The sequence below is a fragment of the Lysinibacillus parviboronicapiens genome (assembly GCF_003049575.1).
GTDB classification, from domain to species: domain Bacteria; phylum Bacillota; class Bacilli; order Bacillales_A; family Planococcaceae; genus Lysinibacillus; species Lysinibacillus parviboronicapiens.
The window spans coordinates 40,518-64,339 of sequence record NZ_PYWI01000019.1 but is presented as its reverse complement, the minus strand read 5'-3'; the positions used below and the strand labels follow the sequence as shown (position 1 = coordinate 64,339).

General features: G+C 37.6%; 23 protein-coding genes and 1 tRNA gene. 22 read left to right on the top strand and 2 right to left on the bottom strand.

Features of this window, described 5'->3' with window-relative positions:
- The first annotated feature begins 9 nt into the window (after window positions 1–9).
- The 7 genes from C9J35_RS15920 (at window position 10) to C9J35_RS15890 (ending at window position 6,916) form a co-directional block, all read left to right on the top strand.
- Window positions 10–1,533, top strand: a complete 1,524-nt coding sequence (locus C9J35_RS15920) for a tetratricopeptide repeat protein (protein WP_107925265.1) — start codon at window positions 10–12, stop codon at window positions 1,531–1,533.
- Between the two features lie 234 nt (window positions 1,534–1,767).
- Window positions 1,768–2,712, top strand: coding sequence for a thioredoxin-disulfide reductase (gene trxB, locus C9J35_RS15915; RefSeq protein ID WP_107925264.1), 945 nt, complete (start codon window positions 1,768–1,770; stop codon window positions 2,710–2,712).
- A gap of 448 nt (window positions 2,713–3,160) precedes the next feature.
- Window positions 3,161–3,628, top strand: coding sequence for an 8-oxo-dGTP diphosphatase (locus C9J35_RS15910; RefSeq protein WP_054767965.1), 468 nt, complete (start codon window positions 3,161–3,163; stop codon window positions 3,626–3,628).
- 9 nt (window positions 3,629–3,637) lie between these two features.
- Window positions 3,638–4,531 (top strand): RNase adapter RapZ, encoded by an 894-nt coding sequence (gene rapZ, locus C9J35_RS15905; protein WP_107925263.1) that lies wholly within the window; start codon window positions 3,638–3,640, stop codon window positions 4,529–4,531.
- Window positions 4,532–4,535: 4 nt separating this feature from the next.
- A complete protein-coding gene (mgfK, locus tag C9J35_RS15900) occupies window positions 4,536–5,519 on the top strand; it encodes a gluconeogenesis morphogenetic factor MgfK (protein WP_054767966.1) in 984 nt (327 codons plus the stop codon).
- 78 nt (window positions 5,520–5,597) lie between these two features.
- Window positions 5,598–6,545 carry a DNA-binding protein WhiA gene (gene whiA / locus C9J35_RS15895; protein WP_107925262.1) on the top strand — a complete coding sequence of 316 codons (948 nt, stop codon included), beginning with the start codon at window positions 5,598–5,600 and terminating at the stop codon, window positions 6,543–6,545.
- Window positions 6,546–6,658: 113 nt separating this feature from the next.
- Entirely contained in the window at window positions 6,659–6,916 is a 258-nt protein-coding gene (locus C9J35_RS15890) for an HPr family phosphocarrier protein (protein WP_107925261.1), read from the top strand.
- Between the two features lie 84 nt (window positions 6,917–7,000).
- Here C9J35_RS15890 and clpP read toward each other — a convergent pair whose 3' ends face one another.
- Window positions 7,001–7,591: an ATP-dependent Clp endopeptidase proteolytic subunit ClpP gene (gene clpP / locus C9J35_RS15885; protein WP_054767967.1), complete on the bottom strand. Its 591-nt coding sequence runs from the start codon at window positions 7,589–7,591 to the stop codon at window positions 7,001–7,003.
- A gap of 319 nt (window positions 7,592–7,910) precedes the next feature.
- Between clpP and C9J35_RS15880 the strand changes: the two genes are divergently transcribed.
- The 4 genes from C9J35_RS15880 (at window position 7,911) to C9J35_RS15865 (ending at window position 10,812) form a co-directional block, all read left to right on the top strand.
- Window positions 7,911–7,985: transfer RNA gene (locus C9J35_RS15880), tRNA-Arg, on the top strand.
- A gap of 508 nt (window positions 7,986–8,493) precedes the next feature.
- Window positions 8,494–9,294, top strand: a complete 801-nt coding sequence (locus C9J35_RS15875; protein WP_107925260.1) for a basic amino acid ABC transporter substrate-binding protein — start codon at window positions 8,494–8,496, stop codon at window positions 9,292–9,294.
- A 94-nt stretch (window positions 9,295–9,388) separates the two neighbouring features.
- Window positions 9,389–10,093 carry an amino acid ABC transporter permease gene (locus tag C9J35_RS15870; RefSeq protein ID WP_107925259.1) on the top strand — a complete coding sequence of 235 codons (705 nt, stop codon included), beginning with the start codon at window positions 9,389–9,391 and terminating at the stop codon, window positions 10,091–10,093.
- Window positions 10,090–10,812 carry an amino acid ABC transporter ATP-binding protein gene (locus C9J35_RS15865; RefSeq protein ID WP_107925258.1) on the top strand — a complete coding sequence of 241 codons (723 nt, stop codon included), beginning with the start codon at window positions 10,090–10,092 and terminating at the stop codon, window positions 10,810–10,812. The genes C9J35_RS15870 and C9J35_RS15865 overlap by 4 nt, the downstream gene beginning before the upstream one ends.
- Window positions 10,813–10,991: 179 nt before the next feature.
- On the opposite strand, the gene C9J35_RS15860 is transcribed toward C9J35_RS15865, so the two are convergent.
- Window positions 10,992–11,606 carry a spore coat protein gene (locus tag C9J35_RS15860; RefSeq protein ID WP_054767968.1) on the bottom strand — a complete coding sequence of 205 codons (615 nt, stop codon included), beginning with the start codon at window positions 11,604–11,606 and terminating at the stop codon, window positions 10,992–10,994.
- Window positions 11,607–11,766: 160 nt separating this feature from the next.
- Between C9J35_RS15860 and C9J35_RS15855 the strand changes: the two genes are divergently transcribed.
- The 11 genes from C9J35_RS15855 (at window position 11,767) to gpmI (ending at window position 23,821) form a co-directional block, all read left to right on the top strand.
- Window positions 11,767–12,348 (top strand): LemA family protein, encoded by a 582-nt coding sequence (locus C9J35_RS15855; protein WP_107925257.1) that lies wholly within the window; start codon window positions 11,767–11,769, stop codon window positions 12,346–12,348.
- A complete protein-coding gene (locus C9J35_RS15850; protein WP_235616333.1) occupies window positions 12,348–13,112 on the top strand; it encodes a TPM domain-containing protein in 765 nt (254 codons plus the stop codon). Before C9J35_RS15855 ends, C9J35_RS15850 begins: the two co-directional genes overlap by 1 nt.
- 211 nt (window positions 13,113–13,323) lie before the next feature.
- Window positions 13,324–15,597, top strand: coding sequence for a S9 family peptidase (locus C9J35_RS15845; protein WP_107925256.1), 2,274 nt, complete (start codon window positions 13,324–13,326; stop codon window positions 15,595–15,597).
- A gap of 108 nt (window positions 15,598–15,705) precedes the next feature.
- A complete protein-coding gene (locus C9J35_RS15840; protein ID WP_107925255.1) occupies window positions 15,706–15,936 on the top strand; it encodes a glutaredoxin family protein in 231 nt (76 codons plus the stop codon).
- 35 nt (window positions 15,937–15,971) lie between these two features.
- Window positions 15,972–16,580 (top strand): FMN-binding negative transcriptional regulator, encoded by a 609-nt coding sequence (locus C9J35_RS15835; RefSeq protein WP_054767970.1) that lies wholly within the window; start codon window positions 15,972–15,974, stop codon window positions 16,578–16,580.
- A gap of 264 nt (window positions 16,581–16,844) precedes the next feature.
- The gene (locus C9J35_RS24585; protein ID WP_010857399.1) at window positions 16,845–16,967 is read left to right on the top strand and encodes a hypothetical protein; all 123 of its coding nucleotides are present in this window, start codon (window positions 16,845–16,847) and stop codon (window positions 16,965–16,967) included.
- Window positions 16,968–17,877: 910 nt separating this feature from the next.
- Complete coding sequence (locus C9J35_RS15825) at window positions 17,878–18,906, top strand: sugar-binding transcriptional regulator (RefSeq protein WP_054767972.1); 1,029 nt, start codon at window positions 17,878–17,880, stop codon at window positions 18,904–18,906.
- Between the two features lie 33 nt (window positions 18,907–18,939).
- Complete coding sequence (gene gap / locus C9J35_RS15820) at window positions 18,940–19,956, top strand: type I glyceraldehyde-3-phosphate dehydrogenase (RefSeq protein ID WP_107925253.1); 1,017 nt, start codon at window positions 18,940–18,942, stop codon at window positions 19,954–19,956.
- 305 nt (window positions 19,957–20,261) lie between these two features.
- Complete coding sequence (locus tag C9J35_RS15815) at window positions 20,262–21,446, top strand: phosphoglycerate kinase (RefSeq protein WP_107925252.1); 1,185 nt, start codon at window positions 20,262–20,264, stop codon at window positions 21,444–21,446.
- Window positions 21,447–21,525: 79 nt separating this feature from the next.
- Window positions 21,526–22,287, top strand: a complete 762-nt coding sequence (gene tpiA, locus C9J35_RS15810; protein ID WP_054767973.1) for a triose-phosphate isomerase — start codon at window positions 21,526–21,528, stop codon at window positions 22,285–22,287.
- Entirely contained in the window at window positions 22,280–23,821 is a 1,542-nt protein-coding gene (gpmI, locus tag C9J35_RS15805; RefSeq protein WP_107925251.1) for a 2,3-bisphosphoglycerate-independent phosphoglycerate mutase, read from the top strand. The genes tpiA and gpmI overlap by 8 nt, the downstream gene beginning before the upstream one ends.
- Window position 23,822: the final 1 nt, after the last annotated feature.

Sequence of the window (23,822 nt, the reverse complement as noted above, 5' to 3'; positions counted from 1 at the left end):
GGAAATATTTTGGAAAAGAAACGTCAAAAAGAGAGTCAAACGAATGTCGTATCGTTCATTCCAACAGGCGACTATTATTATAAAAAATCAATTCAAGCAATGAATAGTGGGCAAATGAATAAAGCGTATAAATATCTACAACGTGCTGTGGATCTAAGCCCAGATGATCCGATGATTTTATTGCAATTAGCCATTGTAGAACTGGACGGTCAACGTTTTGAGGAAGCGTATGATCTACTTCGTCGTGCCTATCAATTAGACCCTGGTGAGCCTGAGATTATTTTTTATATGGCAGAGGTATCTGGATGCGTCGGTATGATTCAGGATGCAAAACGATTTGCTGAGCAATATTTACAAATGGAGCCAGAGGGCGCATATGCAGATGAAGCGGCTGAGATTTTAGATTTTGTCGCTTTTGAGCAGGATGATTTTGAAGAGCCAGAAGGTTCAGGAGAGGATTTATATCGTCAAGAACAGGCACGACGTTGTATGGAAAAGGGCGATTTTCCTGAGGCTATTAGCATTTTAGAAGATTTAATTGAAGATAGACCTGAATTTTGGTCGGCTTATAACAATTTAGCATTGGCTTATTTTTATGTTGGAGAGCCTGAGCAGGCCAAAGCATTACTGAATAATGTTTTACGAGACAATAAGGGGAATTTACATGCACTATGTAATTTAACCGTAATCGCGTACTATGAAAAAAATGATGAGGAATTAAAAGCACTTTTAGATGTCCTGGTAAAAATTCAGCCATATGCATGGGAGCATCGTTATAAACTAGGTGCAACGTTAGCACTTATTGGACAATATGAATTAGCCTTTAAATGGTTGCGTAGTATGCAAAAACGTGGTTATTTGGGCGATGCTGGATTTTATTTTTGGTTATCACATGCGGCTTATTTTTCAGGGCATGAAGATATTTCAAAAAGTGCTTGGGCACAGTTGCTAGAACAAGATCCTGAAAAAGAAGGCTTTGAACCTTGGAAGCAACAGGAAAATACGTATGAACTTGATGCGTTAGAACATGATCGTGATTTTATAGTGGAGAAACTCGATAGTAGTTATGCAAGCGACCGTATTTTTGGCTTATTTTTACTAAGTAGTACAGCACATAAACAGGAAATTATAGCGCATCCGAAATGGATTGATGTTGAGCAGTACAATGCGTTTGAAAAACTGTTTTTGGCCTATGCACTTGGTCATCAATTTGATGAGAAAAACAAGGTGGAAGCAAGCTTTTTACGTGCTGTAAAGGTACCAGAGATTTTACTTGAACAGTATGGAAAACTTACTACTGTTGTTACGCCAATGTTTCAAATGTGGTTTGTACTATGTGAACAAGCACTCACACAAAATTATCGCTTTACGAACCCAGCGGCGATTGCGGGAGCTAATGATTATTTATTTCGTTCATCGCGCATGTTAAAGGTGACAAAAAAAGAAATAGCTGAACAATATGGGGTATCTGTGTCAACATTATCGAAATATATTGATGAAATTTTGATGTTTTTACCAAACAGTCATAATTAGACTGTGAGCAACATAGTTGAATAACTTTATACTTTCACATACGATGAACATACTAACATTATTTATAAAGTGAAGCTTTAATTCAGTGGGATTTTTCTTCATCCTTGCTGAGTGAATAGCTGAAGCAATTGGGTACTTATGGATGCTGATTTACGGCTTATACGCATTTCACAGTGGAAGTCTTAGCTCCATTCGTACTTATAAAAAGCAATAAAAGTTTAGGGGGAAGTAGTTATGTCAGAAGAAAAAATTTATGATGTTGTCATTATTGGTGCAGGTCCTGCAGGGATGACTGCTGCAGTATATACGTCACGTGCGAATCTTTCAACGTTAATGATTGAACGTGGTATTCCAGGTGGTCAAATGGCCAATACGGAAGAAGTAGAAAACTATCCTGGTTTTGATACAATTCTAGGCCCTGAGCTATCTACAAAAATGTTTGAGCATGCGAAGAAGTTTGGCGCTGAGTATGCTTATGGTGATGTAACAGAAATCATCGACGGTGACGAATACAAAACAATTAAATCGGGTGCTAAAGAATATAAAACACGTGCCATAATTCTTTCTACAGGCGCAGAATATAAAAAAATGGGCGTACCAGGTGAAAAAGAGCTTGGTGGTCGTGGTGTCAGTTATTGTGCAGTATGTGATGGGGCGTTCTTCAAACAAAAAAATCTTGTTGTCGTAGGTGGCGGAGATTCAGCAGTTGAAGAGGGTGTTTATTTAACGCGCTTTGCAGATAAAGTAACAATTGTACACCGTCGTGATAAACTACGTGCACAAAAAATTCTGCAAGACCGTGCTTTTGCGAACGAAAAAATTGATTTCATTTGGAATGCGACTGTCAAAGAGATTAATGAGGCTGATGGTAAAGTTGGAAGTGTAACATTGCAATCAACTATTGATGGCACTGAGTCAGAATTTGTTGCTGATGGCGTATTTGTTTATATTGGGATGCTACCATTAACAAAACCTTTTGAAGCGCTAGGAATTCTAAACGATGCAGGTTATATTGTGACAAACGACAATATGGAAACAACTGTACCAGGTATTTTCGCAGCAGGCGATGTGCGAGAAAAATCACTTCGCCAGATTGTAACGGCTACTGGTGATGGCAGTATTGCTGCACAAGCAGTACAGCATTATGTGGAAGAATTGCTAGAAAAAATTAACGCATAATGGCATGTCACGTTAATACCGGAAAAAAATTGAATTTTTAATACGGTTTTAATATTGCTGTAACTTGAATGACATATAAAAGGTGTATTATACAAAGTGTAATTAGCAATCCCCCTTTTATTTTGTTTAGTAGGTTGTTTCCGCCTAAATTAGGTGGTGGCAACCTATTTTTGATGTCTAGGTATCGCATTCCCGTTGTTTGTTATTGCGGAAGGATCGAGCATTGTGTTATTTCATAAATTTATAGAATTTTGCGTATAGTATTGCCTAGTAAAAGTATGGTATCTCACATCTTTTTATGTTCTCATGAAGACGGTAAAGGTTAGTGGCAAACAGTTGTGAACAGCAGTTAAGTGTGAAAGATTTGTATAGATGTGAAATCAGGACAAACGCTGACAGGTCTTGCTATAATAAAAGGTAGAATGCAAAAGAGATTAGAGGTGTGCCTATGCAAAGAATTGCGAACTTAATTGCCGTTAAAGACGGCCAAGTATTATTACTTCAAAAGCCAAGACGTGGCTGGTATGTAGCACCAGGCGGTAAAATGGAGAGCGGTGAGTCGATATATGAAGCCGCTGTCCGTGAGTTTCAAGAAGAGACAAATGTTACACCATTAAATGCACATTTAAAGGGTGTATATACAATGGTCATAAAAGATAATAACGTTATGGTTGACGAATGGATGCTTTACACTTTTGTTGCTAAAGATGTTGAAGGTGTAGCATTTGAGGAAACGAGAGAAGGTAAGCTTGCATGGCACCCAGTGGAGGATTTGAAGCATCTGCCAATGGCTGAGGGTGATCGAACAAATTTACAATTTGCTGTTTCACAATCAGGTATTCAGTATGGCACGTTTGTATATACGTCGGATTTTGAATTACTTCATGAGAAAATACAAATATCATTAGAACAATAAAGGAGCTGCATGACAGTGGTGGTTGAAAGTCAACAATGTACACATGAATTGGTCATTATTACAGGAATGTCTGGAGCTGGCAAAACAGTAGCTATTCAAAGCTTTGAGGATTTAGGGTATTACTGTATTGATAATTTACCACCAGCATTACTTACAACTTTTTTAACCTTGCTAAAAGATTCAGGTAAAAATATTACACGTATTGCAGCTGTCATGGATATGCGTGGCGGCGACTTTTTTGATTCGCTTATAGGCGCACTTGACCATATACTAAAAGAAGGCGATATCGTTGTACGGATTTTATTTTTAGATGCGGATGATCAGACGCTAGTTAGACGTTATAAAGAAACGAGACGTGCGCATCCATTAGCTGTAACAGGCTTACCATTAGACGGCATTAAACTAGAACGAGAATTATTGTCGGAAGTAAAAGGTCGTGCTAAATTCGTTTATAATACATCGAATATGAAGCCTAGAGAGTTACGAGAAAAAATCGTTAAAGAATTTGCAAGTGATGCAGATAATATTTTTTCTGTAAACATTATGTCCTTTGGATTTAAGCATGGTATGCCAATTGATGCAGATTTAGTTTTCGATGTCCGTTTTTTAAAAAATCCTTATTATGTAGAGGATTTACGCCATAAAACAGGTCTACAAACAGAAGTTTCCTCCTATGTACTTGCTTTAGAGGACACACAAATACTTATTCAAAAACTAACGGATTTGTTTGAGTTTATGATTCCACTCTATAAACAAGAGGGTAAATCCCAACTTGTCATTGCTTTTGGTTGTACAGGGGGGCAGCATCGCTCGGTGACGTTAGCAGAATATTTTGGTGAATATTTAACCAAATATGAAAATGCTGTTATTACGCATCGTGACATCAATCGAAGAAAGGATTGAGTGAATGGGGAAAAAGCAAACCAAGCTGGTTGTTATAGGTGGTGGGACTGGGCTTTCCACGTTGCTACGTGGGTTAAAGCATCATCCATTTGATATCACTGCGATTGTCACAGTAGCAGATGATGGAGGCTCATCAGGACGTTTACGGGATGATTATGATATTCCACCACCAGGTGATGTACGTAACGTGATTGCTGCATTATCAGATGTGGAGCCACTTGTAGAGCAAATGTTTCAATATCGTTTTTCAGCATCAGAAGACTTAAGTGGGCATTCATTAGGTAATTTAATGTTAACAGCTCTAACAGATATAACGGGTGATTTTAATCATGCTATTAGTGAAATGGGTAAGGTGCTAAAAGTGCATGGTCGTGTCATTCCGGCAGCGAATAAGAAAATTTCCCTACATGCAGAGCTAGAAGACGGCTCAGTGATTGAGGGGGAATCAAAAATTCCCTCAGCAAAAAGCCGCGTGAATCGAGTTTTTCTAGTGCCTGAGAATGTGCAACCGTTACCAGAAGCCATTCGTGCGATAAATCGAGCAGATTATATATTAATTGGTCCGGGAAGTTTATATACAAGTATTATTCCAAATTTGCTTGTGAAGGGAATTGGAGAAGCTGTTGTCAAAGCAAAAGGGCGTAAGATTTATGTTTGTAATTTAATGACGCAAAAAGGTGAAACTATTACTTATACAGCAGGCGATCATGTTCAAGCTATCTATAAGCATGTTGGGGATTCCTTTATCGATTCTATTTTAGTAAATGACGAAAAACTACCTCACCCTGTAAAAGAGCTTTATAAAGAAGAATGTGCTGAGCCAGTAACATTTGATGTTGCAAAACTTGAAAGTATGGGTTTAGAGGTTATTAAACGTGATATTGCGACAATTCGACCAGATGGAACGGTTCGTCATAACGCTGCAAATTTTGCAGCATGGCTTGTAGATTATGCAAATATCTATAAACATAAAGAAGTGAATCGCTAATAGAATCATAAGGAATGCTTGTTGTATATGGTAAGATGAACATATACATAGAAATAAAGGTTGAAAGGGGGGCGTGACATGTCTTTTGCTTCTGAAACAAAAAAAGAATTAACGCAAGTAGAAGCGGACGATCATTGTATGAAAGCGGAAGTATCTGCCTTAATTCGAATGAATGGTTCATTATCCTTTGCTAACAAACAGCTTAGCTTAGACGTGCAAACTGAAAATGCTGCCATCGCAAGAAGGCTTTATACAATTATGAAAAAATTATATCCTTATAATGTTGAGCTTCTTGTCAGGAAGAAAATGCGCTTGAAAAAAAATAATGTTTATATTTGCCGTGTACGAGATGGTGCACGTGAGCTATTAATTGATTTGGCGATAATTTCAGATGATTTTCAATTCAATCATACGATTTCTAGAGAGCTTATTAAAAAGAGCGGTCAAAAAAGAGCGTATTTACGTGGCGCTTTTTTAGCAGGCGGCTCGGTAAACAATCCAGAAACGTCAGCCTATCACTTAGAAATTTATTCTTTGTATAAAGAGCATGGTGAGGCATTAATGGATTTAATGAATGAATTTGAGTTAAATGCGAAAACAATTGAACGGAAAAAAGGCTTTGTAACATACTTAAAGGAAGCTGAAAAAATTTCTGATTTTCTAAATATTGTTGGTGCACATCAAGCGATGATGAAATTTGAAGACGTTCGAATCCTGCGCGACATGCGCAATAGTGTCAATCGTATTGTGAACTGTGAAACGGCGAATTTGAATAAGACAATTGGAGCAGCACTGCGACAGGTAGAGAATATTCGCTTTATTGAAAATTCAATTGGTTTAGATCAGTTGCCAGAAAAACTAAGAGAAATTGCACGTCTACGTGTTGAATATCAAGATGTGACATTAAAAGAATTAGGCGAGATGGTATCAAGCGGCACCGTTAGTAAGTCAGGTGTTAATCATCGATTACGAAAAATTGATGAAATTGCAGATGCATTAAGACGCGGTGAAAAAATAGGTGGTTAACTTTCATATACAAAATGTATGAAAGTGATGCGCAATCGCTTATTGTTCTTTTCCTATTAAGTGAGGTAAGATAAAACTAATAAGATGAACGGTAGTGAAAGGGAGTTTTGCGAATGACTGAGAGAACAGTCCAAGTAAAGTTAAAATTAGGACTACAAGCTAGACAAGCAGCGCTATTTGTGCAAGAAGCAAATCGCTTTAGCGCTGATATTTTTCTTGAAAAAGATGAGAAAAAAGTAAATGCCAAATCCATTATGGGTGTTATGAGCTTAGCCATAGCAAAAGGCACAGAGGTTGTTTTAAGTAGTGAAGGCAACGATTCTGAGCAAGCGGTTACATCATTAGCGGCACTTATTGAAAAAGAAGATTAACATAAAACGGGAGCTAATAATTGCTTAGCTAGGAAGCACCCAGTCAAAAAAACCTCTGAGCCAATGGGACTCAGAGGTTTTTTATTATTTACGGTCGTTACGTTCAAAGATATGATCGATTAAGCCATATTCTTTGGCACGTTCTGCTGTCATGAAGTTGTCGCGATCAGTATCTCTTGAAATAACCTCAAGAGGCTGGCCAGTACGCTCAGATAAAATACCGTTTAATTTTTCACGTAGGAATAAAATGCGTTTTGCAGCGATTTCAATTTCAGTCGCTTGACCTTGTGCACCGCCAAGTGGTTGGTGAATCATAACTTCTGCATTTGGTAATGCACAGCGCTTACCAGGTTCACCAGCAGCAAGAAGGAATGCCCCCATTGATGCTGCCATACCGATACAAATTGTTTGTACTTTTGGCTTGATGAATTGCATTGTATCATAGATTGCCATACCAGCTGTGATAGAACCGCCAGGAGAGTTAATGTAAAGAGAAATGTCTTTATCTGGATCTTCTGCTTCTAAGAATAGCAGCTGTGCAACGATTGAGTTCGCTACGTTGTCATCAATTGCACTTCCTAATAGGATGATACGGTCTTTTAGTAGTCGTGAATAAATGTCATATGCACGCTCACCACGACTTGTTTGTTCAATAACTGTAGGAATTAAATTCATGTTAAATCCTCCTTAAAAAGCTAAATTCGAATACTTTTACTGAAATCATTCATTGAATTTCAGCTGTAACCTTATCATACACATTATAGTCAGGGAAGGTCAAATATTAACACTGATATTGAGAAATTTAATCTATAACAAAAAAATTTAAAACTTTTTCATTCTATAGTTGAATTGTGAGCAATACGTTTGTATAATAGAAAGGTCGCAAGTTAAAGTACAGTACACTATTTTGCAGGTATGCTTCAAAAAATGAGGGTTATCTACATGATGCTTTACCGTAAAGCCTAGAGTGAGTACTTTTTTTTTGTGTTCAATTGCCCTCGTGGTGTAATGGATAACACGTAAGATTCCGGTTCTTGCACTGGGGGTTCGATTCCCTCCGAGGGCGCCATTTTACTGTGAAATTTGATATATTTTTATAGCTCGACTCTCTAATAAGTAGCTTAGCAGCCTGCTTAGCAGAGAACGAGGGGAACATAGTGAGGATAACCTATATGGCATTATTCCCGTATTAATTCCCTTCAAACCTTCAAAAAAGCAACAACTCCAAATTATTTTAGTGAACATAACTGAACGTGAGGCTAGCTCGCTAGTCCAAAAGAAGAATCCTTTTCTGAGGGGGATTCTTTTTTTGTGTCTAAAATTATGTTATTTTTGCTAAAAAATTATATCAAAAATGTATTAGTATACATTTAATGTTATTAAATCGCTAAGTTAAACATTGTTTTTCTAAATAATGGATGTTGAATTTATTATTATAAAAATACTCTTACTTTTATGCAATATAGTATTGTATCTAGACTCTATTATCACTATAATTGACCTAATAGTCTAACATTTCTGAATTAAGAGAATTGAAGTGTGCGGAATATTATTTAAACTATTAGGGGGAGACAACTATGAAAAAACGTATATGGACGTTATTAATGATTGTTGCAGCGTTTTCACTAGTCCTAGCAGGCTGCGGTACAAAAGAAAACACATCTTCAAGTGACGGTGGCACTTCGGAAGATAATGGAGCCAAGAAACAGGTATATAAAGTAGGTACAGAAGCTACCTTTGCACCATTTGAATCAGTAGACGATAAAGGAAACATTGTTGGGATTGATGTAGATGTACTGCAAGCAATCGCCGATGAAATGGACTTTGAAGTGGAATGGAACAACATCGGTTGGGAACCAGTATTCCAAACAATAAAAAATAGTGAGACAGATATCGGTGCATCAGGTATTACGATTAATGAAGAGCGTAAAGAATCATTTGATTTTACAGAACCTTATTATGAATCTCAATTATTAATCGTAGTAAAAGAAGATTCAAAAATTAAATCATTAGCAGATTTAAAAGATAAAAAGATTTCCGTACAAATTAATGCAACAGGTCATATGGCTGCGAAAAAATTGCAAGGTGAAGCAAGTACAAACATCATGGCATTTGAAAATCAACCAGTTGCCATTCAAGAGATGTTAAACGGCAACGTAGATGCAACTATTGGTGATAATGCGGTTATATACGAATACATGGAGGCAAATCCAAAAGCGAAATTAAAAGTTATTAAAGATGATGCATTTGAAAAAGAATACTACGGCTTCATGGTGAGAAAAGGCAATGAAGAATTATTAAAAATATTAAATGAAGGTTTACAAAAAATTAAAGACAACGGTAAGTTAAAAGAAATTACAGGTACGGACTTTAAGTAGTAGAGGATGCCGCTAGCCTAAATATGCTAGCGGCTCATTTGATTTTTTAGGGTAATTCAATAGCAAGAATCTGAAAGGGAAAGTAGGGGTTCGGATGGACATCTTTGACTTACGCTGGGACATAGTCTGGAACTACCGTGATATGTTTGTACGTGGTATTGGTGTGACAATCATTTTAACGCTCAGTGGTTATTTTGGTGGTATTATATTAGGTTTACTGCTAGGATTGGGGAAATTATCAAAGAAAAAATGGATTTACTGGCCATGTAAACTTTATGTAGATTTATTCCGTGGGACACCAATGCTGGTGCAAATCTTATTAATTCACTTAGCCGTTATTCCGACAATTTTTGGGCATTCATTAGGATATATGGTGTCAGGTATTACCGCACTGGTTTTAAATTGTGCAGCTTATAATGCAGAAATATTCCGTGCTGGTATTCAAAGTATTGATAAGGGGCAAATGGAGGCGGCACGTTCACTCGGCTTAACTCATAATCAAGCCATGCGTAAAGTGATTTTGCCACAAGCTTTTAGACGTATGATTCCGCCATTAGGCAATGAATTTATTGCCTTATTAAAAGACTCATCTTTAGTTACAGTAATTGCGGCACCAGATATATTATATGCAAGTAAAGTAGTGGCAGGTGCAAGCTTCCGTTTCTGGGAGCCTTATATTGTAGCCGCATTGTTATATTTAATCTTAACGTATGGTGTAACAAAAGTTGTTGCCTATATAGAGAAACGTTTTAGCAACAGCTATGTCCCTCGTAAAGTAGAAGGGCGGGAAGCGCGATGATTAAAATTGAAAACTTACACAAATATTTTGGTAAGCTAGAGGTACTAAAAGGCATTGATTATGAAATACAAGAAAAGCAGGTTGTATGTGTAATTGGGCCATCGGGTTCTGGAAAAAGTACTTTTTTACGTTGCATTAATATGCTAGAGCAAGTGACAGATGGTGCAATATATGTGGAAAATGTAAAAATAAATGATCCGAAAACAAATATTAATGCAATTCGAGCGGAGGTTGGCATGGTGTTCCAACAATTTAACCTGTTTCCTCATATGACAGTGTTGGATAATGTAACAATGGCTCCGATGCAAATCCGCAATTTGAAGCGTCCTGAAGCTGAAGAGCTGGGACATGAGCTCTTGAAAAAAGTGGGTCTCGATAGCAAAGCTTACAACTATCCTGAGCAGCTTTCAGGTGGCCAACAGCAACGAGTTGCAATTGCCCGTGCTTTAGCAATGAAGCCTAAAGCAATTCTATTTGATGAACCAACTTCAGCTCTTGACCCAGAGATGGTAAAAGAAGTATTAGATGTTATGAAAAATCTAGCAGTTGAAGGGATGACAATGATTGTTGTGACACATGAAATGGGCTTTGCTCGTGAAGTAGGTGATCGAGTGGTGTTCATGGACGGCGGTTATATCGTAGAAGAAGGGACTCCCCAAGAGCTTTTCGGTAATCCACAAAATGAACGAACAAAAGCCTTTTTAGGAAAAGTCCTTTAATAATTAGTGAAACGAACGGTGCTCGTTCGTTTTTTTTGCTCTGATGAAAGTTGAGCGATAAAAAATAGAGCGATAAAATAGCAAAGTGTTTCGATAAATTTACACGTTATGTAGTGCCATTCAAAAAGATGCAGTCCCCTAGTGATTTTACATCACCTTTGGGACTGCATTTTTTGTATTTAATGAAGGGGATTTGTCGTAGTTGCAAAGGAATCAAGCATAGTACGCATATCTTGTTGTGAGTATTGAGGCACTTGGTAGTAGCCATGTTTATTTTGGTAAATAGATAATTCGTATGCCATCTCAATGCAGTTGGGAATACTATCAGCAACAACACGTCGAACAACAGGGTTTGTTGTTTCTGTTGCTGCAGCAGTCATACATTTTGCTGCACCCTTTTGTGCACCAAGTAAGAAGCCAGAAATGGTTTCATCATTAATTTCATTTGCATTTTGCATTGGCTTTTTCGGTTGTGAGGGTGTTAGGCCATATTTAAAATCATTGCCCGTTTCCATTTGATAGCGCCCAGTAGGAACAGATGGATCATGTCCTGTTTTAAAGGATTCAACAATCGTGTTGTACATTCCTAGGGTGAAATTATATTGGCGATCCAAAATGCTTAATAGCTCAGGATCTTTAACATGTGGACGTAAAATTATGCACTGGTTTAGTCCGGCAATGATTTCGCCAATTGTTTCATGCATGTCCATTACTTCATGGCCACCATGATTTAGGCTTTGTTGTTGGTTGAATGATGTCGCGTCAGATGACTCATTATAAAATGATTGTGACAAAAATAATTCCTCCTCTATGTCATATTTTGTTGCAGTATTTAGTATGTCTATTAAGACATATTTCATACGGGGGAAATACTTTTGCATATATAGAGAATAGTGTTGTTTTTTTAACAACACATTAGTGGTAAAGAAAAGAAAGTAGAGGAGGGCATATTGAATGAAAAAATTACTTGGACCAGTGGGAATAATTATTATTATACTTGTTGGATTAGCATTGCTCTTTATACCAAAATACAATAGCCTCGTGACAGCAGAAGAAAATGTTGATTCCAAATGGGCGCAGGTCGAAAATCAATTGCAGCGTCGCTATGATTTAATCCCGAATTTAGTGGAATCCGTAAAAGGTTATGCCAATCATGAACAAGAAGTCATTGCTAGTATTACCCAGGCACGTGCACAGATGGGCAGTGCAAACACGCCTGAAGAGCAAGCATTAGCAAATGATGCGTTGAATGGTGCACTGAGCCGATTGTTAGTAGTTGTGGAAAATTATCCGAATTTAAAAGCGGATGCAAATTTCCGTCAACTAATGGATGAATTAGCAGGAACGGAAAATCGTTTGGCAGTAGCACGTGAAGATTACAATAATGAGGTACAAGGATTTAATAAAATTGTTAAGCGTTTCCCAGGCAATTTAATTGCGGGTATGTTTGGCTTTGAACAAAAAGAATATTTTAAGGCAGCTGCAGGAGCTGAACAGGCACCGTCAGTAGATTTTAGTGAATCGGGTAAACAATAATGAATCGTTTTACATGGCTATTCGCAATCGTTTATTTTGCCTTTGTGGTGAACATAGGCGTCACACAAGCAGCGATGCCAAAACCAATGGAAAATACGTATATCCATGATTTTGCGAATGTGCTGTCGACTCCTGTAAAAGATGAGTTGAACCATTATTCTGAGCAGTTAGACAATGGTACAGGGGCTGAAATAATGGTCGTGACATTGGATAGCCTAAATGGGCAAGATGCCAAAATGTTTGCAACAAAGATAATTAGAGAATGGGGTATTGGTGATAAAGAAAAAAATAACGGTGTCCTTATTTTAGCCACATTTGGACAAGGAGAAGGAAATAATGATGTCGTTATTAGTGTTGGGCAAGGCCTAGAAGGTGCTTTACCAGACGGTAAATTAGGACGAATCTTGGATTCGGCTTTTTATCCATATGCAAGTACTGGAGAAATCGGTAAAGCCTTTCAAACAACCTATGCCGAAGTATTTCAAACCGTCGCACAAGAATATAATTGGGATGGCGATAAGCCTGAGCAACAAGAAGCGGATGAATCGATGCCCACATGGGTCTTTATCTTACTTATCATTATAGTGCTCATTGTCATTACGTTTTCATCCAATGGTGGCGGTGGCGGACCGCGCTCAAGAGGACGTCGAGGCTATCCAGGTAGTTTCGGTGGAGGTTTTGGTAGTGGTGGTTCACGCGGTGGGGGCTTTGGTGGTTTTGGAGGTGGCTCATCGGCAGGTGGAGGTGCAAGTAGAAAATTTTAAAAAAGTCAGCATCATTTCCGCAGAGATGCAATAAATTTAATTCTAACAGTAGACACTTCAAGTGGCTTGCCAAAAGGTAAGTCGCTTTTTAATTGGTTAAAAAGGAAATTTTCTTTTATTATTATCATTTATTGACAAAAATGCTGAAATTGTTATAATTTTATTATATCGACAAACGATATAACGCGAACTGATATAAGGAGGAGTCATTTTGAAGAAAAGATTTTTAACAGCATCATTAGCAGTCATTTTAACAGCTTCTGCTGTCTATCCTGTTTCGATGCAGGAAGTACGCGCTGCCAATGAAACTAGTAGTCAAGTAGAAGTAAAAGAGGAAAGTCTATCTGCTAAAGATTTTCTAGGTTTAACTGTAACAGCTCTAACATTCCAACATGGTTCAGAGACAATGCGTCAACAAATCATTGATAAGTGGGTAAAAGGTGAAGAATTAAAAGATTTAAGTGTTCATATTAAACGTGATGAAGCAGCACGTATTTTAGTCAGAGCTTTAAATAAAGAGGACAAAGAAACTACACTTGCTGAGTATCAAGAAAAAGCTAATAAGCTTGGTTTATTTAACGGTCTGTCAAATAGTGAAACGATTTCAAAACAAGATGCAGTCAAAATTTTAAACAATGCTAAAAATGTGAAAAACGGAGTTAGTAATGAAGGCGTGAAAGAAATTTCCGTTGAAGATTTCATGAAAAATCCTGGTAGCTTTGGCTATTCACTTTCACCAGATGGTAATTATCTTACTTATTCCGCTGCATGGGAAAATCGTTCAAATGTTTTTGTGAAAAAAATGAATGATGATAGCGAGCCAGTACGTGTATCGAGCTCAACGGATCGTGATATCTCTGGATCCTTCTGGAAAGATGATAATTTACTATACTTAAAGGATAAAGGTGGAGATGAAAACTTCCACATTTATTCAACATCATTTAATGGCAATGAGGAAAAGGATTTAACACCATATCCAAATGTAACAGTTGGGTTATTAAGTGGTTTACAAGGCGTTAAAGATGAAATTCTAATTATGATGAATAAAGAAGATGCAACTGTCTTTGATGTGTACAAGCTAAATGTTAAAACTGGCGAGACAAAACATGTTGCTAAAAACCCAGGTAATATTGCGAGCTGGCTAGCTGATCGCGATGGAAATATTCGAATTGCCGTTGCTTCAGATGGTGTAGAAGGTACTGTTTTATATCGTGAGACAGAAAAAGATGAATTCAAACCATTTATTGAAATGGCAGCAGGAGATGAAGTTACACCACTTGCTTTCTCTAAAGATAATAAACATATTTACGCAACTACTAATAAAGGAAGAGACAAAGTAGAATTCGTAAAATATGATTTAGAAGGCAAAGAAGAAGTCATTATGTCTAACGCAGAGGTAGATGTAGCGGGCGTATTATATAGTGCAGAGCAAGATAAGTTACTTTACGGAGCTTATTTAACAGATAAAACGCATTATCAATTTTTCGATAAAGACTTTGAGGAACTATTCCGCAAGTTACAAACTAAATTAGGCGTTGAAGAAAGCGAATTAGGCATTAACGATTACAATAAAGAAATGACGAAATTTATTGTCAGCGTGTCAAGTGACACTGTATATGGCAAATATTATTACTATGATTCAACAACAGATGAATTAACAGAGCTGACAACTTTAAGCCCATGGTTAAACCCAGAAGAGTTAGCACAAATGCACCCTATTTCATATAAGAGCCGAGATGGACTAACTATTAACGGTTATTTAACACTACCAAAAAACAAAGATGCTAAAAACCTACCACTTATCGTCAATCCACACGGCGGTCCATGGGCACGTGATATGTGGGGCTTTAACCCAGAAGTGCAATTACTTGCGAACCGTGGCTATGCTGTACTACAAGTGAATTTCCGCTCTTCTACAGGCTATGGTAAAGAATTCCTGGAAGCTGGTAATAAGCAGTGGGGTCTGAAAATTCAAGACGATATTACAGATGGCGTACAATGGGCAATTGATCAAGGAATAGCAGATCCTGAGCGTATCGGTATTTACGGTGCATCATTCGGTGGTTATGCAACATTAGCAGGTATTACGAAGACACCTGATTTATATGCAGCAGCAGTTGATTATGTAGGTGTATCAAATATCTTCACATTGTTAGATACAATTCCACCATATTGGGAAACAATGCGTAACATGTTCTATGAGCGAGTTGGGCACCCTGAAAAAGATAAAGAGTTATTAACAGAAGCTTCACCAGTGTTCCACGTTGATAAAATTAAAACACCTTTATTTGTAGCTCAAGGGGCTAATGACCCACGTGTAAATCAGGCAGAGTCTGATCAAATCGTTAAAGCGTTACGTGATAGAGGCGTCGATGTAGAGTACATGTTGAAGGAAAATGAAGGGCATGGCTTCCAAAATGAAGAAAATCGCATTGAGTTCTATAATGCTATGCTTAAATTCTTAGATAGCCATTTAAAAAAATAATAACTAGACTGTGTAGGAAGTAATCTTCTTGCACAGTTTTTTTCTAGTAACAGGCTCACACAGAACAGATGATTTCGTTTTATAATAGCGTTAGGAGGTGGGGAGTGAATGAACGTAAAATTTTTTAGTCGATCTAACTGTGAATTATGTGTAGAAGGCTTACGTACTTTAAAGCTTGTACAAGAAGATATAATATTTGATATTGAAATTATCGACATCGAAGCAGACGAAGTCCTACATGAAAAATATATGCTCATGATTCCTGTAGTGGAAAAGGATGGTCATATTCTACAATACGGCAATTTAGATTACGCAACCCTCGCACAAGCGCTTTTATAGCTGTATTGAATAAATAGAAGAAAGGGGTTTTGCTCATGTATATACCAGCAGCATTTAAAATCAAAGATGACTCGGAAATGATAGAAATAATACAAGTGAACAGTTTTGCAACTTTGTTTTCAACTTATGAAGGGATGCCTTACGCCACACATCTTCCTTTATTGTTCGATGAAACGCAAAATTGTTTGATTGGCCATTTTGCAAAAGGCAATCCGCAATGGAAGAACATCGAGCACCAACATGTTTTAGCGGTCTTCCAAGGTCCTCATTGCTACATATCTCCATCATGGTATGAAACAAATCAAGCTGTCCCCACATGGAATTATGTAGCGGTGCATGTTTACGGAGAAATAGAGCTTATTAAGAAGGAAGAGGAATTAGTCAATTCTTTTAACAATATGATTGCAAAATATGAAGGCAAGGGTAGTCCCTATAGCTTATCTGGAGTGGATGCACAGTTAATAGCGAATTTAAATAAAGGCGTTCAGGGCTTTAAAATAAACATCTCACGCATGGAAGGTAAAAAGAAATTGAGTCAAAACCATTCAATAGACCGACAAAATTTAGTCATTAAGCATTTAGAAGAAGTAGAGCAATCAAACGAACAGCAAATTGCCCATTTAATGAAGCAAAATATGAAATAATTATAAACACTCAGTTTAAAAGGAGCGCTCTTTTAAACCGAGTGTTTTATTGTTTATGCCTATAAAATATTAGTTTTCACAATTTGTTCAATGAAAGCGTTTTGAATATGAACAGTTTGTGAAGAGCTTCACGTAATGCTTTCTTTTAAAGAGAATCGGAGTACAATAGGAAGCAGTAAGAAGTTGTTATAAGACAGTTCGAATGAAATTATCACATTTTAGTGTTTGTTATATTACAAAAACAATTTGAAGGGAGATTTTACAATGTGGGTTATTACAGTATTTGAGAAAAAGGATATTCGTATTTTTGAATACACAAACAAAAATGAGGCTACAAAAGCTTTAGCAAGTTTCAAGAAAAACGCTGTATTATCTTTTACAAATTAATTGACAAAAAATCTCGTAACCGCAATTGAAGGTTACGAGATTTTTTTTGTAGAGGGTGAGAACAGATTGTTTCTTATTACCGAAGTACACGGTTTTCAAAACAATGATGCTCCTAAGTTTTTTTATCCTTTTACAAAATACTTATTTTTGGTTTTATAACGATTAATTAGGTAAAAATATTCATGGAAATTTATTGGTAAATAAGTTATTGTATGGATTGGATTTAACAAAAGGGCGGGGAAGTGTATTGTTTGAACATTCATTTTTTTGAAATTCTTTATTTCATACTTTTTTATGTTATTTTGTCTTTGATATATTATAGGACTGCAAAAGCAAATGGTTACGAGGAAGTTGCATATCTAAGTTTTATACCGATCATCAACATATATATAATGTTTTTACTTATTGCAAAAGGCAATTCAGATATCGAACGAAGAGCTTCAGCTAAGAAAATGGTAATTCTATTTACTTGCTTATTCATTGTCGGAATTATTCTGCCATTAAGATTTATAGTTATACTTATTGTAAATTATTTAATATACCGTATATTTTATCGATGGGTAGGTGATAAAACCTATGGCATTTTTTACATGATACTAAATGTATTTACTTGCGGAATCTTTTTCATTATTTACGGGTTGTTACATATGAATAAACCATTTCGTGTAGCTTAAACATGTTCTACATATAAAATAAACCGATTTTTAAAAATGAGAAGCCACAAAAAAACTATAAAAAAGTTTTTTTGTGGTTTTTTACCTTTGCCTGCTAGGTCAAATAAATAAATGTGAATACCATTATTTACTTGCCCTTTTTTAATTTAAGTATTATAATGAAATCATAAGTGGGACATAATTTTATACAGTGGGATAAAAAACGTCCCATTATAATAGAAAGGTAGTAGATGTGTATGTTAACCATACCAGAGGCACAGCAAAGACTACTTCCGGAAATGTATCCGCTTCTTCAATCAAGATATCGCATCTTGCAATCGATTCAACTAATGCAACCTATTGGACGACGAACACTTGCAGAATCACTAAAAATGACAGAACGTGAAATACGAAAAGAAACAGACATTTTACGTGAGCAAGGGTTATTAGATATTCAAAAATTGGGTATGGTATGTACGAGTGATGGCATCGCCGTTATTGAACAGCTACGAGCATTGGTTTATGAATGGTCTGGACTTACACAGCTTGCTAAATTACTCGAAAAACGTTTTGGCTTGCAACATGTGATTGTTGTACCAGGTGATTATAATGAAGATGAAACGGTATTGACATTGCTTGGTAAAGAGGCAGCACACCAATTTTTATCAAACATTATTGGAGAGCAAGTTGTCGCTGTTACAGGTGGCAAATCGGTGGCTTCGCTTGCGCAATTTTTACAACCAATTGACGCCAAGCAGAACGTAACATTTGTTGCTGCACGTGGGGGAATTGGACATGAAATGCAAATGCAGGCCAATACACTTGTCGCAACATTTGCAATGCAGATGAATGCCCAACATCGAACTTTGTTTTTACCAGAGCATTTAAGTGAGCAAGCCTATCAAGCGATGCTGAAAGAGCCAATGGTTATTGAAATGATGGCTTACTATGATCGGGCAGACTGCGTGATTCATGGTATCGGCTCTGCGGAGGAAATGGCAGTTCGTCGTAATTCGTCGCCAGAGGATTTACGGATTCTCGAGGAAAAAGGAGCTGTCAGTGAAGCGTTTGGCTATTACTTTAATGCCGAAGGAGCAATTGTCCATCGTATTCGTACGATTGGTATTCAGCTTGAACAAGTAGAGCAATGTAAGCATGTCATTGCGGTGGCAGCAGGTAAACAAAAAGTGAACGCGATGCTTTCTTATTTTAAAGTAGCGCCGAAGCAGACTATTTTTATAACGGATGAAGCGGCAGCAAAAGAAATTGCTGAACGTTACCTGTAAATATAAATACAAACATTATTGGAGGAATTTACAATGGCATTAAAATTAGCAATCAATGGATTTGGACGTATTGGACGATTAGTATTTCGTGAAGCAATGAAGCAGGAAGAATTTGAAGTCGTTGCAGTGAATGACTTAACAGATGCTGGCCAACTCGCGCATTTATTAACATATGATTCTGTACACGGTATCTATGATGCTGAAGTATATGCAGATGGCGATTCTTTCGTAGTGAATGGTAAAAAAGTAAAAGTATTTGCTGAAAAAGACCCTGCGCAATTACCTTGGGGTGAGCTTGGTGTTGATGTGGTGCTTGAGTGTACAGGTAAATTCCGTTCAATGGAAGAAGTAAGCAAGCATATTGAAGCAGGTGCAAAAAAGGCGATTCTTTCTGCGCCAGCGAAAGGTGACATGCCGACATTTGTAATGGGTGTTAACCACCAGGATTACAATCCACAAACTGATGATGTGATTTCCAATGCATCTTGTACAACAAACTGTCTTGCACCAGTAGCAAAAGTGCTAGATGAAAAATTCGGCATTGAACGCGGTATGATGACAACAATTCACTCATATACAAATGACCAACGTATTCTAGATTTCCCGCACTCTGATCCTCGTCGCGCTCGCGCAGGAGCAGTGTCGATGATTCCTACAACAACAGGAGCAGCAGTTGCGGTTTCTAAAGTATTACCACAGTTAAAAGGGAAATTAGATGGCTTCTCTATGCGTGTACCGACACCAAATGTTTCTTGTGTGGACTTAGTTGTCGAGTTAAAAGCAGAGGTGACGAAAGATGCTATCAATGCTGCTTTAAAAGAAGCTTCTGAAAATGAGCTGAAAGATATTTTAGGCTACAATGAGTTACCGCTCGTATCAATTGACTACAATGGCAACCATAATTCTTCAACTGTAGATGGTCTTTCTACGATGGTATTAGAAAATAGCATGGTAAAAGTTCTTGCGTGGTATGATAACGAAATTGGTTACTCAACTCGCTTAATGGACTTAGCTTTATATATGGCACAACAAGGTTTAAATCATAAATAAGTGTCATAATTCGTAATTTGAAGTAAAAAGTGTGACATAATACCGCTTTTTACGCATAAAAAGTATAGCCTTTATAATATCTAAAAGATATAATATACAAGGGTAATGGGAGTAGGGGACGTTTACCCTTACTCCTTTTTTGATAAAAAAATAATACAGTTTTTTAAAAGACATATAACGTGACTTTTGCTACTATTTAGTAAAAGTATTTTCACAAATAAAGGCATCGGTGGAAATTGTGTAGAACCAAGATGGGGGAAGCACATAACAGACTTGAGCCAAAAAACTTTGAAGGGGGTTTCTTCATGTTAAATAAAAAGACAATGAAAGATATTGATGTAAAAGGCAAGCGGGTTTTCGTACGTGTAGATTTTAATGTACCAATGGCTGATGGCGCAATTACAGATGAAACGCGTATTCGGGCAGCTATTCCTACAATCGAGTACTTAGTAGAACAGGGGGCTAAAGTAATTTTAGCGTCTCATTTAGGTCGTCCAAAAGGTGAAGTCAACGAAGGTATGCGTTTAACAGCAGTGGGTATTCGCTTAGCTGAATTGATGGGCAAATCGGTGACAAAATTGGATGAGTCAATTGGTGAAGTTGTAGAAGCAGCAGTTGCCAACATGCAAGACGGCGATATCGTACTACTTGAAAACGTGCGCTTCCATGCTGGTGAAGAGAAAAATGATCCTGCACTTGCCGCACAATTTGCAAGTATAGCGGATATTTATGTCAATGATGCCTTTGGAGCAGCACACCGGGCACACGCGTCAACTGAAGGAATTGCGAAGCATATACCTGCTGTATCCGGCTTCTTAATGCAAAAAGAGCTAGATGTTCTTGGTAAAGCTTTATCTAATCCAGAACGTCCGTTTACAGCGATTATTGGTGGTGCCAAAGTAAAAGATAAAATCGGTGTGATCGAAAGCTTATTAGAAAAGGTAGATCACTTAATTATCGGTGGTGGACTATCATTTACTTTCATTAAAGCACAGGGGTACGATGTTGGTAATTCATTATTAGAAGAAGATAAAATTGAGTTAGCAAAATCTTTCATTGAAAAAGCGAACGCAAAAGGCGTGCAACTACATATGCCAATTGATGCTGTTGTAGCAAACGAATTTTCAAAAGATGCTGACACGAAGATCGTAGATGTAAATGCGATTCCATCAGATTGGATGGGTCTAGATATCGGACCAAAAACAGCTGAAAATTACGCTGAGGTTATAAAAAATTCTAAGTTAATCATCTGGAATGGCCCAATGGGTGTCTTTGAAATGGATAAATTCGCTAATGGTACAAAAACTGTTGCACAGGCAATGGCAACAACAAATGGCTATACAGTGATCGGTGGTGGTGATTCTGCTGCGGCTGTGGAAAAGTTCGAAGTAGCGAACAATATGGATCACATCTCAACAGGTGGCGGTGCTTCACTTGAATTAATGGAAGGTAAAGAACTACCTGGTATTGTAGCGTTAAATGATAAGTAGAAGGTTAAGCGGTGGATTTCAAATAAACTTCATACCTACCCGTTAGTTCGGGATAAATAAAAGATAGGGGACACCAACGATGCGTAAACCAATTATTGCAGGAAACTGGAAAATGTATAAGACATTTGATGAGGCGATACAGTTTGTCGATGCCGTACAGGACAAACTCCCTTCAAATGACAAAGTAGATGCTGTTATTTGCGCACCGGCGCTATTCTTGCCAACACTTGTACAGGTAGCTAGCGAATCTGAGCTAGCCATTGGTGCACAAACGATGCATGACGCAAATGAGGGTGCTTTTACCGGGGAAATTAGCCCAGCACAACTTGCGAGTGTTGAAGTAGACTATGTGATCTTAGGACATTCTGAACGACGTGAATATTATAATGAAACTGATGAAGCGGTAAATAAAAAGGTCGCAGCAGCTTTGGCACATAGTATTGTACCAATAATATGTTGTGGTGAAACGCTTGAGGAACGAGAAGCAGGTATTACAGAACGCAAGGTAGCTGGTCAAATTACTGCAGCACTTGCTGGTTTTTCTGCACAAGAAGTAGAGCATATGGTCATCGCCTATGAACCTATTTGGGCGATTGGCACAGGTAAAACTGCAACAGCGGACGATGCCAACCAAGTATGTGGCGCGATTCGTGCAGTTGTGAAAGAACTTTATGATGGTGAAACAGCAGAGGCCGTGCGCATTCAATACGGCGGTAGCGTGAAACCAGACAATATTAAAGAATTATTAACGAAAGAACATATCGATGGTGCACTAGTTGGTGGCGCGAGCTTACAACCAGATTCATATTTAAAGTTATTGGAGGCGGCAGCAAATGCCTAAAAAGCCAGTAGCATTAATTATTTTAGATGGCTTTGCATTTCGTGATGAAACATTCGGAAATGCAGTAGCGCAAGCAAAAAAACCAAATTTTGATCGTTATTGGAATCAGTTCCCACATTCAACATTAACTGCGTCTGGTGAAGCTGTAGGGTTACCAGACGGACAAATGGGGAATTCTGAGGTTGGACACTTAAATATCGGTGCTGGCCGTATTGTGTACCAAAGCTTAACACGTCTAAATAAATCAATTCGTGAGGGCGACTTCTTTACAAACCAAGCTTTTTTAGATGCGATAGCACATGCCAAAGCACATAACTCGAAGCTACATCTCATGGGCTTACTATCAGATGGTGGTGTGCATAGCCATTATCAGCATTTGTTTGCCTTATTGAAATTGGCGAAAGAGCAAGGGTTAGCGGATGTATTTGTGCATGGTTTCTTAGATGGTCGTGATGTTGGTCCAACAACAGCCATTGCCTATATTGAAGAAACGGAAAAACAAATGGCTGACATCGGCATTGGTCAATTTGCCTCGATTCATGGACGTTACTATGCCATGGATCGTGACAAACGCTGGGACCGTGTAGCACTCACTTACAACGTATTAGTTGATGGAGTCGGTCAATCAGCAGAGAGTGCAAAAGGGGGCATAACTGAATCGTATGAACGCGAGGTAACAGATGAATTTGTAATACCTTTTAGTGTTCAAGAGCATGGAGAAGCGGTGGCGACAATTGGTGATAATGACGCTGTGATTTTCTTCAATTTCCGTCCGGATCGAGCGATTCAGCTATCTAAAGTGTTTACGAATAGTGATTTCAATGGCTTGGCCTTATCGGCAAACCATCCTAAAAATTTAAAATTCGTATCTTTCACGCATTATAGTGATGAAGTGAATGCACAAGTTGCCTATGAAAATGACAACTTAAAAAATACGGTTGGTGAAGTGCTAGCCTCTAATGGCAAAACACAGCTTCGTATTGCAGAAACAGAAAAGTATCCACATGTTACATTCTTTATGAGTGGTGGACGTGAGGACAAATTTGCTGGTGAAGAGCGTATTTTAATTGCTTCTCCCAAAGTAGCGACATACGATTTAAAACCTGAAATGAGTGCTTATGAAGTAACAGAAGCATTGCTTGCAGAGATTGCTGCTGAAAAATTTGATGGTATTTTATTAAATTTTGCGAACCCAGATATGGTTGGGCATAGTGGGATGTTAGAACCAACAATTAAAGCAATCGAAGCAGTAGATGAATGTCTAGGTAAAGTAGTAGATGCCCTACTTGCAAAAGGTGGCGCAGCTATTATTACAGCTGACCATGGTAATTCGGATGAAGTGATGACTTTAGAAGGACAGCCAATGACAGCTCATACAACAAACCCTGTTCCAGTGATTGTGACAAAATCAAATATAATGTTAAGAAATGGTGGTATTTTAGCCGATTTGGCGCCTACCATGTTAGAATTATTAGAGGTGTCACAACCTATTGAAATGACAGGTCAATCATTAATTGAAAAAGAGGAGAATTAAT

Excerpts from the sequence above, each read along its gene's own strand:
- gpmI (WP_107925251.1), top strand. The coding sequence starts at position 22,280 with ATGCCTAAAAAGCCAGTAGCATTAATTATTTTAGATGGCTTTGCATTT.
- C9J35_RS15865 (WP_107925258.1), top strand. The coding sequence starts at position 10,090 with ATGATTAAAATTGAAAACTTACACAAATATTTTGGTAAGCTAGAGGTA.
- C9J35_RS15910 (WP_054767965.1), top strand. The coding sequence starts at position 3,161 with ATGCAAAGAATTGCGAACTTAATTGCCGTTAAAGACGGCCAAGTATTA.
- whiA (WP_107925262.1), top strand. The coding sequence starts at position 5,598 with ATGTCTTTTGCTTCTGAAACAAAAAAAGAATTAACGCAAGTAGAAGCG.
- C9J35_RS15875 (WP_107925260.1), top strand. The coding sequence starts at position 8,494 with ATGAAAAAACGTATATGGACGTTATTAATGATTGTTGCAGCGTTTTCA.
- C9J35_RS15855 (WP_107925257.1), top strand. The coding sequence starts at position 11,767 with ATGAAAAAATTACTTGGACCAGTGGGAATAATTATTATTATACTTGTT.
- C9J35_RS15815 (WP_107925252.1), top strand. The coding sequence starts at position 20,262 with ATGTTAAATAAAAAGACAATGAAAGATATTGATGTAAAAGGCAAGCGG.
- C9J35_RS15890 (WP_107925261.1), top strand. The coding sequence starts at position 6,659 with ATGACTGAGAGAACAGTCCAAGTAAAGTTAAAATTAGGACTACAAGCT.
- tpiA (WP_054767973.1), top strand. The coding sequence starts at position 21,526 with ATGCGTAAACCAATTATTGCAGGAAACTGGAAAATGTATAAGACATTT.
- trxB (WP_107925264.1), top strand. The coding sequence starts at position 1,768 with ATGTCAGAAGAAAAAATTTATGATGTTGTCATTATTGGTGCAGGTCCT.
- rapZ (WP_107925263.1), top strand. The coding sequence starts at position 3,638 with ATGACAGTGGTGGTTGAAAGTCAACAATGTACACATGAATTGGTCATT.
- C9J35_RS15835 (WP_054767970.1), top strand. The coding sequence starts at position 15,972 with ATGTATATACCAGCAGCATTTAAAATCAAAGATGACTCGGAAATGATA.
- C9J35_RS15870 (WP_107925259.1), top strand. The coding sequence starts at position 9,389 with ATGGACATCTTTGACTTACGCTGGGACATAGTCTGGAACTACCGTGAT.
- mgfK (WP_054767966.1), top strand. The coding sequence starts at position 4,536 with ATGGGGAAAAAGCAAACCAAGCTGGTTGTTATAGGTGGTGGGACTGGG.
- clpP (WP_054767967.1), bottom strand. The coding sequence starts at position 7,591 with ATGAATTTAATTCCTACAGTTATTGAACAAACAAGTCGTGGTGAGCGT.
- C9J35_RS24585 (WP_010857399.1), top strand. The coding sequence starts at position 16,845 with ATGTGGGTTATTACAGTATTTGAGAAAAAGGATATTCGTATTTTTGAA.
- C9J35_RS15840 (WP_107925255.1), top strand. The coding sequence starts at position 15,706 with ATGAACGTAAAATTTTTTAGTCGATCTAACTGTGAATTATGTGTAGAA.
- C9J35_RS15825 (WP_054767972.1), top strand. The coding sequence starts at position 17,878 with ATGTTAACCATACCAGAGGCACAGCAAAGACTACTTCCGGAAATGTAT.
- gap (WP_107925253.1), top strand. The coding sequence starts at position 18,940 with ATGGCATTAAAATTAGCAATCAATGGATTTGGACGTATTGGACGATTA.
- C9J35_RS15850 (WP_235616333.1), top strand. The coding sequence starts at position 12,348 with ATGAATCGTTTTACATGGCTATTCGCAATCGTTTATTTTGCCTTTGTG.